Here is a 16,471-nt window from a genome sequence, read left to right as displayed (position 1 = left end):
ACAGGGTTGCGACGACTTGCGGAACATGGCGGGCCTGTCCGTACAATGAAAACCATGCTCGACGAGCGCTCCAAATCACTGCTGAAAACCCTGGTCGAACGCTATATCGCGGACGGTCAGCCCGTGGGTTCGCGCACGCTGTCCAAGGCCTCGGGCCTGGAGCTCTCGCCCGCGACCATACGCAATGTGATGGCTGATCTGGAGGAACTGGGCCTGATCGCCAGCCCGCACACCAGTGCCGGCCGCATTCCCACCGCGCGCGGCTATCGCCTCTTCGTCGACACCATGCTGACGGCGCAGCCGGCCCTGCTGGGCGCGGACGCGCGGCCCATCGAGACGCAGTTGCAGCCCGACCAGCCGCAGCGCGTGATCGCCAGCGCCGCGCATCTGCTGTCCAGCCTGTCGAGCTTTGTCGGCGTGGTCACCGCGCCGCGCAAGCCCAGCGTGTTCCACCACATCGAGTTCCTGCGCCTGGGCGAGCGGCGCGTGCTGGTGATCATGGTCTCGCCCGACGGCGATGTGCAGAACCGCGTGATCTTCACCGCGCAGGACCTCAGCCAGGCCGAGCTGGCCGAGGCCAGCAACCGCCTCAACGCCCATTACGCCGGCCTCACCCTGGAGGCGGTGCGCGAGCGCCTGAGGAGCGAAGTGGATGCGCTGAAGGGCGAGATCGGCCTGCTGATGAATACCGCCGTGCAGGTCGGCACCGAGGCGCTGGAGCATGAGGAAGAGCGCGTGGTGATCTCCGGCGAGCGCAATCTGCTCACCGTGCAGGACTTCAACAACGACATGGGCAGCCTGCGGCGCCTGTTCGAGATGTTCGAGCAGAAGACCCAGCTGATGCGCCTGCTCGACGTCTCCAGCCGCGCCGAGGGCGTGCGCATCTATATCGGCGGCGAGAGCCAGGTCGTGCCCTTCGAGGAGCTCTCCATCGTCTCCGCGCCCTACGAGGTGGATGGCCAGGTGGTGGGCACCCTGGGCGTGATCGGCCCCACCCGCATGGCCTACGACCGCATGATCCAGATCGTCGACATCACCTCGCGCATGGTCAGCAACGCGCTGTCGCAGAAGTAGGGCGCAGCCAACTGCCCTATACAATCCGCGCTCCTGGCGCCGGCCGGGATGCGCAGGGCAGTCAACTCAGTTGGTGAGAGGGCGCCCTGAGTGGAAACAGAAGATGTTGTATCAGTGGGCCGTTAGCTCAGTTGGTTAGAGCAGAGGACTCATAGCGAAAGTTGTGCACCGGGAGGCGAAAGCGCCCGAGTGAATGGCGTCAAAGTCGGTGAAACCTGACGGCCCGCAAGGGTGCAAGGCAATGCCGAGCCAAGCCCTGAAAGGGGAAGGTGTAGAGACTAGACGGCGCCCGCCTACAGGCTGCAAGGCTCATGGCGAAGGCATAGTCCAGGGAGTCCAGAAATGGGCACAAACCGGAATCCTTTGGTCGCAGGTTCAAGTCCTGCACGGCCTACCACTTGATACATGCGAAGCGGCGTGGGTTGTCAGGCTGGCGGGTGTGTGGGTTCAGAGTCCCGCGAACGCCGAGGGCTTTGGATAGACGGCGGCCTGTCGACGAAGTTGCAATTGCCTCACCGGCAACCGCAACGCGAAGGAGCTGGCATGACCACAGCCGCCGCCTTAGTTCACAAGAATCGTGCCAGCCCGTCTGCGCATCTCGGCCGCAATGAATTCCATTTGATCCGCGTGATTCAAGAGCAGGGCTCTCCTGTCAGCGCCGTCTCGCATAGAGAACGACGTGCCGCTGCCCTTGTTGCCGTCGGTCACGATGACGATGCAGGCGACCGCATCGGTATGCCGCAACAAGGTTTCACAAAGGTCTTCGTATCTGCCGATTTGCTTCGGCGTAGCTGAGTCATTCAACTTTTTTGCTCCACGAGTTGGACATTCACGCCCCAGTCGTCGAGGCCATGCCAGCCAATATCGCCAGCAGATGGCTCACCAGGTGAGCCATGCGCGAGCGATTTGCACAGGACCAAAAAAAAGGGCTTGGCGAATTTGCCAAGCCCTTCTTGCTTGAGAGCGATCGATCAATCGGGCGATCAGCGCGCTGGCGCCGGTGCCGGCGCCCGCGTCACGCGCGTCTTGCCGCCGGTGGTCACCAGTACCACGGCGTCGCCGGGCAGCAGGGTTTCGCCGGCCTTGGCTTGCACCACCGAGCGGCGCTCGCCATTGCGCAGCTGCAGCAGGATCTCCACCGCTTCTTCGCGGGTGGCGTTGCGTTCCACGGCGTTGCCGATCACGGCACCGGCCACGGCGCCCAGCACGCCGACGATCTGGCCCTCGCGGCGGCCGCCGACGCTGGAGCCGGCCACGGCACCGATCACACCGCCGGTGACGGCACCGGCGCCGCTCTGGCTGCCGTCCACGGTGACCGGGCGGATCGAGAGAATGGTCGCGTCCTGCACCTGGGACATGCGCTGGGCGTCGCCGCGTTGCACCACGTCGGGGCTGGTGGTCGAGCAGGCGGCCAGGGCTGCCACGGTGGCGGCGACGATCAGTTTCTTGATGGGCATGGTTCCTCCGGATAAGTCGTGGAAGACCAACGTCGCCGTGGGCTTCGGCGTTGACCGGATTACAAGTCTTTACCGGCGGCCATGACCTCGGTCATGCCCGAACTGAGCTCAGGCATGCAGGCGGCTGGACCTGGGCACGCTGGCGAGCAGGAACTCCATCTGGTCGGCCAGGATGCGGCGCCCGCGCAGAATCATGTCCTCGTGCAGGCTCGGCACATAGGGCAGGTATAGCAGGCTCATGTGGGCCTCTTCGGGCATGCGGTTGCCCTTGCGGCCGTTGCAGCTCTTGCAGGCGGTGATGCAATTCATCCAGGTGTCGTGCCCGCCGCGCGAACTGGGGATGATGTGCTCGCGGGTCAGGTCGTCGGGATGGTGGCTGTGGCCGCAGTAGGCGCAGACATAGCGGTCGCGCGCGAACAGCTTGGGGTTGGAGAGGGCCGGCGCCTGGCGCCAGGCCCGCGAGGGCACGGCACCGCGTACCGCGATGATGGGGTGCACTTCGATGCGCGATTGCATGCCGGTGCGGCGCTGCAGGCCGCCGCGCAAGACATGGCAGGGGTCGCCAAGCGTCCAGGCCACACCGTCGCTGGCATAGATCACGGCGGCTTCCTTGGTCGTGATCCAGGCTTGCGGTCTGCCCGAGATATCAAGTTGCAGAACATCCACAGCGTTGACCTCCTGCCCGCAGCGTACTGCATTAGTGCGCGCTAACTCAAGCCTGGCGCGCGGGGGTGGGCGCTTTGTGCCCGGGCCGCGACGCGCCATGGCGGCCTAGGGCCTGTTAACACTACGCCAATGGGTCGCGTTGTCGGCCAGAAAGGCCTCAGGCAAGGCGCAAACCGCAGCCGGGTTGGACACCCGGCGAGGATTTGCAACGCGGCCTGCGGCCTTTCTGGCCCCAACCCTGCGGGAAGGCTCGTCTCGGCGGGCCACGCGTCGTTGCAACGCTGGCCCGCACGCGAGTGCGGGCCAGCGCTGCGCCTAGCTTGGCCCGCTGAGGCGAGCCTTCGCGGCCCATCGGCGTAGTGTTAACAGGTCCTAGGCAAGCGTGCGGTTCTAGGCGGCTTCCCCTAGAAGTTGCGGCAAAACCCGGCTTGTCAGACTTGGCTTTTGGGCAAAAATAGAACGATCGTTCGTTTTATTATGCGGACGCCCCAAAACTCCCAGGACCTGCCTTGACCGCTACGCCAGACCCCAGCGCCCGGACCGCTGCGAAAGCAGTGGCGCCGCGCCGTGCCGTGCGTTCGCTGCAAAAAGGCCAGCAGACGCGCGCCGCGATTCTTGAAGCCGCATTAGGCCTGGCCTCGCACATGGGCCTGGAAGGCCTGTCGATCGGCGCCTTGGCCGACGTCACCAAGATGAGCAAGTCGGGCGTGTTCGCCCATTTCGGCTCGCGCGAGGAACTGCAGATCGCGGTGGTGCGCGAGTATCACGCCAAGTTCGAGGAAGAGGTCTTCTTCACCGCGATCCGCGAGGCCCGCGGCCTGCCGCGCCTGCGCGCGCTCTACGAGCGCTGGGTGCGGCGCGTGTCGGTGGAGATCGATTCGGGCTGCATCTATATCAGCGGCGCGGTCGAGTTCGACGACCGGCCTGGCCCGGTGCGCGACGCCCTGGTCTCGATGGTGAAGGCCTGGCATGCCGCCCTGCACCGCGCCATCGTGCTGGCCAAGGAGGTCGGCCACCTGAAGCCGGATGCCGATGTCGAGCAGATCCTGTTCGAGTTGCACGGCCTGATCCTCTCCCTGCATCACGACGCGCGCTTCATGCGCAGCCCGGGCGCCATCGGGCGCGCCGAGGCGGGCTTCGAGCGCGCCATCCAGTCCTATGCCACGCCGGCCGGCCTCAAGGCCGATCGCGAGCACAGCCCCAAGTCAGCCGCCGCAGCCATCAAGAAGCGGCCCTGATCTCTCATTACTACAAGCCCACCTCAGGAGCTCCACATGCCTCAGTACAACCCGCCCCTGCGCGACATGAAGTTCGTGATGCACGAACTGCTGCACGTCGTCGACGAGTTGAAGCTTTGCCCCAAGCATGCCGACATCGACGAAGACACCATCAACGCGGTGCTGGAAGAGGGCGGCAAGTTCTGCTCCGAGGTCATCACGCCGATCAACCTGAGCGGCGACGCCGAGGGCTGTGTGCTCGACAAGACCACCCACGAGGTCACCGCACCCAAGGGCTTCAAGGAAGCCTACGCCAAGTACGTGGAAGGCGGCTGGCCGGCTCTCTCTTGCGACCCCGAGTACGGCGGTCAGGGCCTGCCGGTGATGATCAACCAGTGCATGTACGAGATGATGAACTCGGCCAACCAGGCCTGGACCATGTATCCCGGCCTGAGCCACGGCGCCTACGAGGCCCTGCACGCCCATGGCACGCCCGAGCAGAAGAGCATCTACCTGCCCAAGCTGACCAGCGGCGAGTGGACCGGCACCATGTGCCTGACCGAGCCGCATTGCGGCACCGACCTGGGCCTGCTGCGCTCCAAGGCCGAACCGCAGGCCGACGGCACGTACAAGATCACCGGCCAGAAGATCTTCATCTCGGCCGGCGAGCATGACCTGGCCGCCAACATCGTGCACCTGGTGCTGGCCCGTCTGCCGGACGCACCGCAGGGCTCCAAGGGCATCTCGCTCTTCATCGTGCCCAAGTTCAATGTGAACGCCGACGGCTCGCTGGGCTCGCGCAACGGCGTGTACTGCGGCGGCCTGGAGCACAAGATGGGCATCCATGGCAATGCCACCGCGCAGATCGTGCTGGACGGCGCCGTGGGCACCATGGTGGGCCAGCCCAACAAGGGCCTGGCCGCGATGTTCGTGATGATGAATGCGGCGCGCCTGGGCGTGGGCAACCAGTCCCTGGGCCTGACCGAGGTGGCCTACCAGAACGCCGTGGCCTATGCCAAGGACCGCATCCAGATGCGCGCCCTGTCCGGCCCCAAGGCGCTCGACAAGGCCGCCGACCCCATCATCGTGCACCCCGACGTGCGCAAGATGCTGCTGACGGCCCGCGCCTATGCCGAGGGCGGCCGTGCGCTCGCCACCTATGTGGCGCTGCAGCTGGACAAGGCGCTGTCCTCGGACGACGAGGACGAGCGCAAGGAATGCGAAGACGAAGTGGCGCTGCTGACGCCCATCATCAAGGCCTTCCTGACCGACAACGGCTGGATCGCCACCTCGCATTGCATGCAGGTCTTCGGCGGCCATGGCTTCATCCATGAGTGGGGCATGGAGCAGTTCGTGCGCGATGCCCGCATCAACATGATTTACGAGGGCACCAACACCATCCAGTCGCTGGATCTGCTGGGCCGCAAGGTGCTGGGCGACAACGGCAAGAAGCTCAAGGCCTTCGGCAAGAAGATCGCCGCCTTCGTCGAGGAAGAGGGCACCAACGAGGCGATGCAGGAGTTCATCAATCCGCTGGCCGACATCGGCGACAAGGTCACCAAGCTGACCACCGAGATCGGCATTAAGGCCTTCCAGAACCCCGACGAGGTGGGCGCCGCCGCGGTGGACTACCTGCGCGTGGTGGGTCACCTGACCTTTGCCTACTTCTGGGCCCGCATGGCCAAGCTGGCGCTGGAGAAGAAGGACGGCGGCGATCCCTTCTACACCGCCAAGCTCTCGACGGCGCGCTTCTATTTTGCGAAGCTGCTGCCTGAGACCGCCTCGCTGATCCGTACCGCGCGTGCCGGTCTGCAGCCGCTGATGGAGATGGAAGAAGCGCTGTTCTAAGCATCCCGCCCCCAGGCCCGCCCGTCAGAGGCGGGCCTCACAACATTCAGGAGACCGACCCCATGAAGAAAGCCTTGTTGACCGTCGCTGCCGCCGCCCTGAGTCTTGCCGCCGGCCTGGCGCAGGCACAGCAGTCCAGCCCGGTGGGCCTGTGGAAGACCATCGACGACGATGGCAAGACCGAGAAGTCGCTGGTGCGCATCAGCGAGACCGGCGGCGTGCTGACCGGCACCATCGAGAAGATCTTCGATGCCAGCAAGGCCGATTCGAAGTGCGACAAGTGCAGCGATGACCGCAAGGACAAGCCCGTGGTGGGCCTGCAGATCATCCGTGGGGTCAAGCAAGACAACGACGACAAGCTGCATTGGGTGGGGGGCGAGATCCTCGACCCCAACAACGGCAAGTCCTACAAGACCCGGCTCAAGCCCATCGATGGTGGCAAGAAGCTGGAGATGCGCGGCTATATCGGCTTCTTCTACCGCACCCAGACCTGGGTGCGCGTCGAGTAAGCGTTAGGCGTAGCCGCCACCAATCCGTACAGATTTTTAGGAGAAGTCCGTGAGTCGATTCCAAGTTCGCAAAGTCGCCGTGCTCGGCGCTGGCGTGATGGGTGCGCAGATCGCTGCACACCTGGTCAACGTCAAGGTGCCCGTGGTGCTGTTCGATCTGCCGGCCAAGGAAGGCCCCAAGAACGGCATCGTCAGCAAGGCGGTGGACGGCCTGAAGAAGCTCAAGCCCTCACCCCTGGGTGACGCGGCCGACGCGGCCCTGATCGGCCAGGCCAATTACGAGGAACACCTCGAGCAGCTGCGCGATTGCGACCTCATCATCGAGGCCATCGCCGAGCGCATGGACTGGAAGCTGGATCTCTACAAGAAGATCGCCCCCTTCATCGCCCCGCACGCGATCGTGGCCTCGAACACCTCGGGTCTCTCGATCACCAAGCTCAGCGAAGTGCTGCCGGAAGAAATCAAGCCGCGCTTCTGCGGCATCCACTTCTTCAACCCGCCGCGCTATATGTACCTGGTGGAGCTGATCAACACCCCGACCACGCGTCCGGAAGTGATTGACCAGCTGGAAAGCTTTGTCACCACCGCGGTCGGCAAGGGCGTGGTGCGTGCCAACGACACGCCCAACTTCGTCGCCAACCGCGTCGGCATCGCCGGCATGATGGCCACCATGATCGAGGCCGAGAAGTTCGGTCTCTCGGTGGACGTGGTGGACGACCTGACGGGCAAGAAGCTGGGTCGCGCCTCCAGCGGCACCTTCCGCACCGCCGACGTGGTGGGCCTGGACACCATGGCTCATGTGGTGAAGACCATGCAGGACAACCTGCAGGACGATCCCTTCTACTCGATCTACGCCACGCCCAAGGTGCTGGCCGGCCTGATCGAGAAGGGCGCGCTGGGCCAGAAGGCCGGCGGCGGTTTCTACAAGAAGGTGGGCAAGGACATCCAGCGCCTGGACTTCGCCACCGGCGAATACGTGGCCGGCGGCAAGAAGGCCGACGAGATCGTGGCCCGCATGCTGAAGAAGCCGGCGGCCGATCGCATCAAGCTGCTGCGTGAATCGAGCAATCCGCAGGCCCAGTTCCTCTGGTCCATCCTGCGCGACAGCTTCCACTACGTGGCCGTGCATCTGGCCAGCGTGGCCGACACCGCGCGCGAGATCGACTTCGCGATGCGCTGGGGCTTTGGCTCGCAACAGGGTCCGTTCGAGCTCTGGCAGGCGGCCGGCTGGAAGCAGGTGGCCGAGTGGATCTCCGCCGACATCGCCGAGGGCAAGACCCTCAGCAACGCCCCGCTGCCCGCCTGGGTGAGCGAAGGCCCGGTGGCCGAGAACGGCGGCGTGCACAGCGTGAACGGTTCCTGGAGCGCCGCGGAGGGCAAGTTCAAGCCGCGCGCCAAGCTGCCGGTGTACGAGCGCCAGGCCTTCCCCGAGGCCCTGGTGGGCGAGGGCGCGGCCGAGCCGCTGAAGGCCGGCACCGAGCTCTTCAAGAACGAGGAAGTGCGCGTCTGGACGCTGGACAACGAGGTCGTGATCGCGTCGATCACCGCCAAGCTGCACCTCATCAGCCCGACCGTCACCGAAGGCCTGCTGAAGGCTGTGGAGATTGCCGAAGCCCAGTACAAGGGCCTGGTGATCTGGTCGCCCGATGACGTGTTCTCGGCCGGCGCCAACCTGGAAGCGCTGATGCCGGTCTTCATGACCAAGGGCGCCAAGGGCATCGCGCCGGAAGAGAAGAAGCTGCAGGACATGATGCTGCGCCTGCGTTACGCCAATGTGCCGGTGATCGCCGCGATGCGCGGCCTGGCCCTGGGCGGTGGCGCCGAGCTGGCGGTGCATTGCGCACGCCGTGTCGCGCACATGGAAAGCTATGTCGGCCTGGTGGAAGTGGGCGTCGGCCTGATCCCCGGCGGTGGCGGCCTGACCTATATCGCACGCCGCGCCGCCGAGATGGCCGCCGCCGGCAATGCCAACGCCGACATCTTCATGTTCCTCAAGGATGGCTTCACCACGGCGGCCACCGCCAAGGTCGCCACCTCGGCACTGGAAGCCAGGAAGAACGGCTTCCTGCTGGACAGCGACGTGATCGTGCCCAACAAGGACGAGCTGCTGCACGTGGCCTCGGCCCAGGCCAAGGCCATGTTCGAGTCGGGCTACCGCCCGCCGCTCAAGGCGCTGTTCCCGGTGGCCGGCCGTTCGGGCATCGCCACCATCAAGGGCCAGCTGGCCAATATGCGCGACGGCGGCTTCATCAGCCAGCACGACTTCCATCTCGCCAGCCTGATCGCCGATGTGGTGTGCGGCGGTGCGGTGGAGGCGGGCTCGCTGGTCAGCGAGGAGTACCTGATGTCGCTGGAACGCCAGCACTTCTGCGCGCTGCTGGAGCATCCCAAGACGCAGGAGCGCATCATGGGCATGCTGCAGACCGGCAAGCCGGTGCGCAACTGAGATCGGCAAGAGCCTCATGAGCGCCACCCCGAACCGACTGGCCCGCACCCTGCAGCGCATCGAGGCGCTGCCGGCCCTGCTGCGCCAGCCGGCGCGCAACCTGGCCCTGCGCCGCGCCGTGCCCTTTACCGGCACTGCCGGCCTGGACTTCGTGGCGCTGACGCCCGCGCGCACCGAGATCGCGGTGCGCAACCGCCGCCCGGTGCAGAACCACATCCAGGGCGTGCATGCCGCCGCCATGGCGCTGCTGGCCGAGACGGCCACCGGCATGGTGGTGGGCATGAATGTGCGCGACGACTGCCTGCCGCTGTGCAAGTCCATGCATGTGGACTTCAAGAAGCGGGCCACCGGCGCGATGCGCGCCGAGGCCAGCCTCAGCGAGCAGCAGCGCGCCAGCATGCGGGCCGAGCCCAAGGGCGAGGTCACGGTGACGGTGGTGGTGACCGATGAGGCCGGCGTGAATCCGGTCGAATGTGAATTTGTTTGGGCTTGGATACCCAAGACCCCCAAGAACTGAAAGGTTGGTTGAACATCATGGCAAAGCAAGTGCAAGAAGCCTATATCTGCGCCGCCACCCGTTTGCCCATCGGCAAGTCGGGCCGCGGTTACTACAAGAACACCCGCCCCGACGAGATGCTGGTGCGTGCCATCCAGGCCGCGCTGGCCCAGGTGCCAGGTCTTGACCCCGCCGCCATCGAAGACGCCATCGTCGGCTGCTCCTTCCCCGAAGGCGAACAGGGCATGAACATCGCCCGCGTGGCGGCGGTGCTCTCGGGCCTGCCCAATACCGTGGGCGGCGTGACGGTGAACCGTTACTGCGCGTCCGGCATCACCGCGCTGCAGATGGCGGCCGACCGCATCCGCGTCGGCGAGGCCGAGGTCATGATCGCCGGTGGCGTCGAATCGATGAGCATGGTGCCGATGGGCGGCAACAAGCCCTCGCTCTCGCCGCTGATCTTCGAGCGTGACGAGAACATCGGCATCGCCTACGGCATGGGCCTGACGGCCGAGAAGGTGGCCCAGCAATGGAAGGTCAGCCGCGAGGCGCAGGACGCCTTCGCGCTGGAATCGCATCGCCGCGCCCTGGCCGCCATGGAAGCCGGCCATTTCGCCGCCGAGATGACGCCCTTCGAGATCATCGAGCGCTCGCCCAATCTGGCGGACGGCTCGATCAGTGAACGCCGCCGCGTGGTGAGCCTGGACGAGGGCCCGCGCAAGGACACCTCGATCGAAGGCCTGGGCAAGCTCAAGCCGGTGTTCGCCGCCAAGGGCAGCGTCACCGCCGGCAACAGCTCGCAGACCTCGGACGGCGCCGGTGCCCTGATCGTGGCCTCGGAAGCCGCGGTGAAGCGTTTCGGCCTCACGCCGCTGGCCCGCTTCGTTTCCTTCGCCGTGCGCGGCGTGCCGCCCGAGATCATGGGCATCGGCCCGATCGAAGCCATCCCCGCGGCCCTGAAGCTGGCCGGCATCACCGCCGCCGACCTGGACTGGGTGGAGCTGAACGAAGCCTTCGCCGCGCAATCGCTGGCGGTGCTGAACGACCTCGACAGCAAGGGCATCGTGCTGGACCGCAGCAAGGTCAACCCCAACGGCGGCGCGATCGCACTCGGCCACCCGCTGGGCGCCACCGGCGCGATCCGTGCGGCCTCGGTGATCCATGGCCTGCGCCGCACCGGCGGCAAGTACGGCATGGTGACGATGTGCGTGGGCGCCGGCCAAGGCGCCGCCGGCATCATCGAACGCCTCTGAGGCGAGTGCCATGCGCCGCCGTCAGCTTCTCCGATCCGGAACGCTGCTGGCGGCGCCCGCCAGCCTGTCATTGACCGCCTGCCAGGGCGAGCTGCCCAAGCAGTTCGAAAGCTGGCGTGCTGCCCAGGAAGCGGTGCTGGAGCTGCGCTTCAAGGAGCCGAGGCTGCAAGGCAGCCACTGGAATCTGGCGCAGATGCTGCAGCACGCGGCGCAGAGCATCGAGTACTCGATGCAGGGCTTCCCCGAGCCCAAGCCGGCCTGGTTCCAGGCCACGCTGGGCAGCACGGCGTTCGCCTTCTTCGATGCGCGCGGCCAGATGAGCCATACGCTGGACGAGCCCATCCCCGGCGCGCCGGCGCTGGACGCCGAGCGCAGCCTCAAGTCCGCGGTGCAACGCCTGCTCGATGCGATGGATGCCTTCGCCGCTTTCAAGGGCGAGTTCAAGCCCCATTTCGCCTATGGCAAACTCGACCGAAACCAGTACCAGCGTGCGCACCTGATGCACCTGGCCAACCACTGGCAGCAACTGAGCGCCTGATTTTCCAGGCAGGAGACAAGACCCATGAGCATCAAGACCGCCATCGTGAACGGCGTGGCGACGATTGAAATCGCCCGTCCCGAGAAGAAGAACGCACTGACCCGCGCCATGTACCAGGCCATGGCCGATGCCCTGGTGGCGGCGAATGGCGACAAGAGCGTGCGCGCGGTGCTGATCCAGGGCCAGCCCGGCATCTTCACCTCGGGCAACGACATCGAAGACTTCATGGGCAGCCCGCCGCGCGATGAAGAAGCGCCGGTGTTCCAGTTCATGCGTGCGCTGGTGGCCTGCGAGAAGCCGGTGATCGCGGCGGTGAACGGTGCCGCCATCGGCATCGGCACGACCATGCTCTTGCACTGCGATTTCGTCTACGTGGCCGACGACGCCCGCCTGGCCATGCCCTTCGTGGGCCTGGGCTTGGTGCCCGAGTTCGCCTCCAGCCTGGTCGTGCCGCGCCTGATGGGCCATGTGAAGGCGGCCGAGAAGCTGTTGCTGGGCGACCCCTTCACCGGCGCCGATGCGGTGGAATGCTGCATTGCCAACGCCGTGCTGCCGGCCGGCGAGGTGGTGAACCAGGCGCGCCGTGTCGCCGAGCGCTTCAACAATCTGGCACCCAGCGCGGTGCGTGAGAGCAAGCGCCTGATGCGCAGCCACAGCAGCGCCCAGGTGCTCGAGACCATCAAGGTCGAGGCCGAGATCTTTGGCGCGCGCCTGCGTTCGCCCGAAGCGTCTGAAGCCTTCCAGGCCTTCTTCCAGAAGCGCGCTCCGGACTTTTCCAAGTTCGAATGAGCGCCGCGGCTTGAAGCTGCTGCTTGCCAAGATCGCGCTGGCGCCGCTGCTGCTGTGGCAGGGCCTGCAGGTCCGCCGCAAGGCCCTGCGCCTGCCCGAGGCGGTGGGCCCGCGCAGCGGCATGGCGGGCGGCGGCGCGCTCCAACTGCGCCTGCTGATCGTGGGCGACTCCTCGGGCGCCGGCGTCGGTGCCGCCACGCAGGCCGAGGCCCTGGCCGGGCAGCTCTCCGCCGCGCTGGCGCAGCGGCTTGGCGGCAGCGTGCATTGGCAGCTGATCGCCAAAACCGGCCATACCACCGCCGATGCCCTGGCGGAGTTCGAAGCCAGCGCAACGCAGGCCGCCGATGTGCTGGTGACGGCGCTGGGCGTCAACGATGTGGTGTCGCAGGTCTCGCCGCGCCGCTGGGCGCATCAGCTGCGACTGCTGCATGAACTGGCGGTGCAACGCGCCGGCGTGCGCTACAGCCTGCACAGCGCCGTGCCACCCATGCATGCCTTTCCCTTGCTGCCGCAGCCGCTGCGCTGGCTGCTGGGCGCCCATGCCCTGCGCATGAATCGCATGCTGGCGCGCAGCCTGCTTGGCGATGCGCGGCGCGGCCTGCAGGCGCTGCCGCCGCATCTGCACGGCGCCGCAGCAGCCGAACTGATGGCGCCGGACGGTTTTCACCCCGGGCCCGCCGGCTACCAGCTCTGGGCCGATGCGCTGGCCGAGCGCATCGTGCGCGAGTGGTCTCAGATCACATTCAGTTCCAGATAGGGCCGGCCGGCGGCGATGCGCTGGGGCGATAGCGGGCCCAGATCCAGGCTCTCGTAGCGACCATGCGCCAGCAGTTCGGCGACGCCGCGGCCCACGCCGGGGGCATGCTGCAGCCCATGGCCCGAGAAGCCGCAGGCGAGCAGCAGATCAGGACATTCCGCCAGCGCACCAACCAGGCCGTTGTGGTCGAAGCTGTTCATCTCGTAATAGCCGGCCCAGGCGCGCTCGGGCCGCAGCGACTCGAAGCCCGGCACGCGCTGCGCCAGCGCGGGCCAGAGCCGCTCCTCGAAGAGATCGGCCTCGGGGTCCAGGGGCAGGTCGTCGCCATCGTCCAGCGGCGTGCCGCCGCAGATGAACTGCCCCTCGCCCTCGGGGCGGAACCAGAGTCCGCTGGGGTCGATCACCAGCGGGCATTGCGGCGCTTGCGCGGGGCTGCGGAAACCATAGACGCTGCGGCGTTTGGCGCTGACCGGTACCGTCAAGCCGGCGCTGGCGGCGAGCCCGCCCGACCAGGCGCCGCAGGCGAGCACATAGCGATCGGCCTGCAGCAGGCCGCTGGCCGTGCGCACGCCGCGCATCGCGCCGCCGGCATCGCGCTCCAGGGCCAGGGCCTCGTCGCGCAGGTATTGCACGCCCTGCGCCTGGGCGCGCTGCTTGAAGTGCTGCAGCAGACCCCAGCCGTCGAACCAGCCTTCGCCGCTGCGGCCCCAGCTACCCAGGGTCAGGTCTTGCGTGGCCAGCCAGGGCCAGCGCGCCTGCAGCTGGGCCGGCTCCATCAGCACAATGTCGGCGCCCATGCCGCGCTGCAAGGCGTTGAGCTGCCGCAGCGAGTCTGCCCCCGCCGCGGTGGCGAGGTATAGATAGCCCTGCTCGACCAGGCCGGCCTGCGCGCCCAGGCCGCGTATCACCTCCAGCCCGTACTGGGAGAGAGCAATGTTCAGCGGCGTGCTGAACTGCTGGCGTATCGAGGCGGCGGAAAGCGCCGAGGAGGCGCGCGCGTAGCTCGGGTCGCGCTCCAGCACCGTGATCTGTCCCCGCCACGCCGGCGCGGCCGAGAGGTAGGCGGCGACGGCGCTGCCGATCGCGCCGCCACCGATGATGAGCACGCTCACGGCTGGTGCACGAAAGGCCTGGGCTTGCCCTCGTGGTCGATCGCCACAAAGGTCAGCTGCGCCTCGGTGACCTTCACCACATGGGGGTTGGCCGGGTTGCGTTCGGCGATCACTTCCACATTGACGGTGATGGAGGTGCGGCCCACGCGGGTGATCTGGGCGTAGAAGGACAGCAGGTCGCCGATCGAGACCGGCTGCTTGAAGAGGAACTCCTTCACCGCCACGGTGGCCACGCGGCCGCGCGAGAGGCGCGCCGGCAGCACCGAGCCGGCGATGTCCACCTGGGCCATGATCCAGCCGCCGAACACATCGCCGTTGTGGTTGGCGTCGGCCGGCATGGGCATGACGCGCAGCACCAGCTCGCGAGGCCAGTCAGGGGCGGTGGAAGGGCTTGAAACTTCGCTCATGAGGCATACCTGTGACAATCTTCGAGGCATTCTCCTCCAGTCACACCTCCACAGGCATTCATGCGACGCAGTCCCGAGCCGGCCCCCGCACAGTCTTCGTCCACCGGCGCACGCGCGCGCAGCGACTGGGGCACCATCGCCAAGCTGCTGCCCTATCTGTGGCGCTACCGCTGGCGCGTCGGCCTGGCGCTGGGCTTCATGGTCTGCGCCAAGCTGGCCAATGTGGGCGTGCCGCTGCTGCTCAAGACCCTGATCGACAGCCTCTCCATCAAGCCGGGCAGCACCCAGGCCATGCTGGTGGTGCCGCTGGGCCTGCTGGTGGCCTATGGCGCGCTGCGCCTGTGCACCTCACTGTTCACCGAGCTGCGTGAGCTGATCTTCGCCAAGGCCACCGAGGGCACGGCGCGCAGCATCTCGCTGCAGGTGTTCCGCCACCTGCACGACCTCAGCCTGCGCTTTCACCTGGAGCGCCAGACCGGCGGCATGACGCGCGACATCGAGCGCGGCACGCGTGCGGTGCATTCGCTGATCTCCTACTCGCTCTACAGCATCGTGCCCACCCTGATCGAGGTGGTGCTGGTGCTGAGCCTGCTGTCGATCAAGTTCGACATCTGGTTTGCCTGGATCACGCTGGCGGCCCTGGTGTTCTACATCAGCTTCACCGTGGTGGTGACCGAATGGCGCACCAAGTTCCGCAAGCTGCTCAACGAACTGGACTCGGTGGCGCATACCAAGGCGATCGATTCGCTCCTGAACTACGAGACGGTGAAGTACTTCAACAACGAGGACTTCGAGGCCAGGCGCTACGACGAAAGCCTGGAGAAGCTGCGCCGCGCCCAGCTGAAATCGCAGTCCACCCTGTCGCTGCTCAACACCGGCCAGCAACTCATCATCGCGGCTGCCCTGGTGGTGATGCTGTGGCGTGCCACCGAGGGCGTGGTGGCCGGCCATATGAGCCTGGGCGATCTGGTGATGATCAATGCCTTCATGATCCAGCTCTACATCCCGCTCAACTTCCTGGGCGTGATCTACCGCGAGATCAAGCAAAGCCTCACCGACCTGGACAAGATGTTCACCCTGCTGGAGCGCGAGCGCGAGATCGCCGATGCGCCCGATGCCAAGCCGCTGGCGGTGCAGGGCGCCGCGGTGCGCTTCGAGCATGTGAGCTTCGCCTACGACGCGGCGCGGCCGATCCTGCACGACATCAGCTTCGAGATCCCGGCCGGCAAGAAGGTGGCGGTGGTGGGCCCCAGCGGCTCGGGCAAGAGCACTCTGGCGCGCCTGCTCTACCGTTTCTATGACGTGGACGCCGGCAGCATCAGCATCGATGGCCAGGATCTGCGCGGCCTCACCCAGGGCAGCGTGCGCCGCGCCATCGGCATCGTGCCGCAGGACACGGTGCTGTTCAACGACACCGTGGCCTACAACATCGCCTACGGCCAGCCCGGCGCCACGCAGCAGGAGGTGGAGGCGGCGGCCCGGGCCGCGCATATCCACAGCTTCATCGCCAGCACGCCCAAGGGCTACGCCACCATGGTGGGCGAGCGCGGGCTCAAGCTCAGCGGTGGCGAGAAGCAGCGCGTGGCGATTGCCCGCACGCTCTTGAAGAACCCGCCCATCCTGATCTTCGACGAGGCCACCTCGGCGCTCGACTCAGGCAATGAGCGCGCCATCCAGGCCGAGCTGGAGGCGGCGGCGCAGAACAAGACCGTGCTGGTGATCGCGCACCGGCTCTCCACCATCGTCGATGCGCACGAGATCCTGGTGATGGAAAAGGGCCGCATCATGGAGCGCGGCCACCATGCTCAGCTGATTGAGCAGGGTGGCCGGTATGCGCAGATGTGGCGGGTGCAGCAGAGCGGCGGGGCCGCGGCCGACGAGCCGCACGGTGCGGCCGTTTGA

At 66.6% G+C, this 16,471-nt stretch carries 16 protein-coding genes; 12 read left to right on the top strand and 4 right to left on the bottom strand.

What is annotated here, in order from left to right; all coding sequences use genetic code 11:
* The first annotated feature begins 54 nt into the window (after positions 1–54).
* Both hrcA and PFX98_RS02110 read left to right on the top strand, forming a co-directional pair.
* Positions 55–1,074: a heat-inducible transcriptional repressor HrcA gene (gene hrcA, locus PFX98_RS02115; RefSeq protein WP_285233523.1), complete on the top strand. Its 1,020-nt coding sequence runs from the start codon at positions 55–57 to the stop codon at positions 1,072–1,074.
* A 543-nt stretch (positions 1,075–1,617) separates the two neighbouring features.
* Complete coding sequence (locus tag PFX98_RS02110; RefSeq protein WP_285233522.1) at positions 1,618–1,869, top strand: hypothetical protein; 252 nt, start codon at positions 1,618–1,620, stop codon at positions 1,867–1,869.
* A 188-nt stretch (positions 1,870–2,057) separates the two neighbouring features.
* Here PFX98_RS02110 and PFX98_RS02105 read toward each other — a convergent pair whose 3' ends face one another.
* Both PFX98_RS02105 and PFX98_RS02100 read right to left on the bottom strand, forming a co-directional pair.
* Positions 2,058–2,531 carry an outer membrane lipoprotein gene (locus PFX98_RS02105; protein ID WP_285233521.1) on the bottom strand — a complete coding sequence of 158 codons (474 nt, stop codon included), beginning with the start codon at positions 2,529–2,531 and terminating at the stop codon, positions 2,058–2,060.
* Between the two features lie 108 nt (positions 2,532–2,639).
* A complete protein-coding gene (locus PFX98_RS02100) occupies positions 2,640–3,197 on the bottom strand; it encodes an HNH endonuclease (protein WP_285233520.1) in 558 nt (185 codons plus the stop codon).
* A gap of 509 nt (positions 3,198–3,706) precedes the next feature.
* Here PFX98_RS02100 and PFX98_RS02095 point away from each other — a divergent pair.
* From PFX98_RS02095 to PFX98_RS02055, 9 genes are all read left to right on the top strand, one after another.
* Positions 3,707–4,435, top strand: coding sequence for a TetR/AcrR family transcriptional regulator (locus PFX98_RS02095; protein ID WP_425334653.1), 729 nt, complete (start codon positions 3,707–3,709; stop codon positions 4,433–4,435).
* Between the two features lie 36 nt (positions 4,436–4,471).
* Positions 4,472–6,262 (top strand): acyl-CoA dehydrogenase C-terminal domain-containing protein, encoded by a 1,791-nt coding sequence (locus PFX98_RS02090; RefSeq protein ID WP_285233519.1) that lies wholly within the window; start codon positions 4,472–4,474, stop codon positions 6,260–6,262.
* 62 nt (positions 6,263–6,324) lie between these two features.
* Positions 6,325–6,771, top strand: coding sequence for a DUF2147 domain-containing protein (locus PFX98_RS02085; RefSeq protein WP_285233518.1), 447 nt, complete (start codon positions 6,325–6,327; stop codon positions 6,769–6,771).
* A 49-nt stretch (positions 6,772–6,820) separates the two neighbouring features.
* The gene (locus PFX98_RS02080; protein WP_285233517.1) at positions 6,821–9,217 is read left to right on the top strand and encodes a 3-hydroxyacyl-CoA dehydrogenase/enoyl-CoA hydratase family protein; all 2,397 of its coding nucleotides are present in this window, start codon (positions 6,821–6,823) and stop codon (positions 9,215–9,217) included.
* A gap of 16 nt (positions 9,218–9,233) precedes the next feature.
* Positions 9,234–9,734, top strand: a complete 501-nt coding sequence (locus tag PFX98_RS02075) for a DUF4442 domain-containing protein (RefSeq protein WP_285233516.1) — start codon at positions 9,234–9,236, stop codon at positions 9,732–9,734.
* A gap of 17 nt (positions 9,735–9,751) precedes the next feature.
* Complete coding sequence (locus PFX98_RS02070) at positions 9,752–10,966, top strand: acetyl-CoA C-acyltransferase (protein ID WP_285233515.1); 1,215 nt, start codon at positions 9,752–9,754, stop codon at positions 10,964–10,966.
* Between the two features lie 10 nt (positions 10,967–10,976).
* Positions 10,977–11,504 (top strand): DUF1569 domain-containing protein, encoded by a 528-nt coding sequence (locus tag PFX98_RS02065; RefSeq protein ID WP_285233514.1) that lies wholly within the window; start codon positions 10,977–10,979, stop codon positions 11,502–11,504.
* 24 nt (positions 11,505–11,528) lie between these two features.
* The gene (locus tag PFX98_RS02060; protein ID WP_285233513.1) at positions 11,529–12,293 is read left to right on the top strand and encodes an enoyl-CoA hydratase; all 765 of its coding nucleotides are present in this window, start codon (positions 11,529–11,531) and stop codon (positions 12,291–12,293) included.
* 10 nt (positions 12,294–12,303) lie between these two features.
* On the top strand, positions 12,304–13,050 hold the full coding sequence (locus tag PFX98_RS02055) for an SGNH/GDSL hydrolase family protein (RefSeq protein ID WP_285233512.1): 747 nt from the start codon (positions 12,304–12,306) through the stop codon (positions 13,048–13,050).
* Here the strand turns inward: PFX98_RS02055 and PFX98_RS02050 are convergent.
* Positions 13,026–14,162: an NAD(P)/FAD-dependent oxidoreductase gene (locus PFX98_RS02050; protein WP_285233511.1), complete on the bottom strand. Its 1,137-nt coding sequence runs from the start codon at positions 14,160–14,162 to the stop codon at positions 13,026–13,028. The two genes, PFX98_RS02055 and PFX98_RS02050, sit on opposite strands and share 25 nt — an antisense overlap.
* A complete protein-coding gene (locus PFX98_RS02045) occupies positions 14,159–14,569 on the bottom strand; it encodes an acyl-CoA thioesterase (protein ID WP_285233510.1) in 411 nt (136 codons plus the stop codon). The genes PFX98_RS02050 and PFX98_RS02045 overlap by 4 nt, the downstream gene beginning before the upstream one ends.
* Before the next feature lie 60 nt (positions 14,570–14,629).
* Between PFX98_RS02045 and PFX98_RS02040 the strand changes: the two genes are divergently transcribed.
* The gene (locus PFX98_RS02040) at positions 14,630–16,471 is read left to right on the top strand and encodes an ABCB family ABC transporter ATP-binding protein/permease (RefSeq protein WP_285233509.1); all 1,842 of its coding nucleotides are present in this window, start codon (positions 14,630–14,632) and stop codon (positions 16,469–16,471) included.

It is taken from the genome of Paucibacter sediminis, from assembly GCF_030254645.1.
GTDB classification, from domain to species: Bacteria; Pseudomonadota; Gammaproteobacteria; order Burkholderiales; family Burkholderiaceae_C; genus Paucibacter_B; species Paucibacter_B sediminis.
This window is presented reverse-complemented; position numbering and strand designations above follow the sequence as displayed.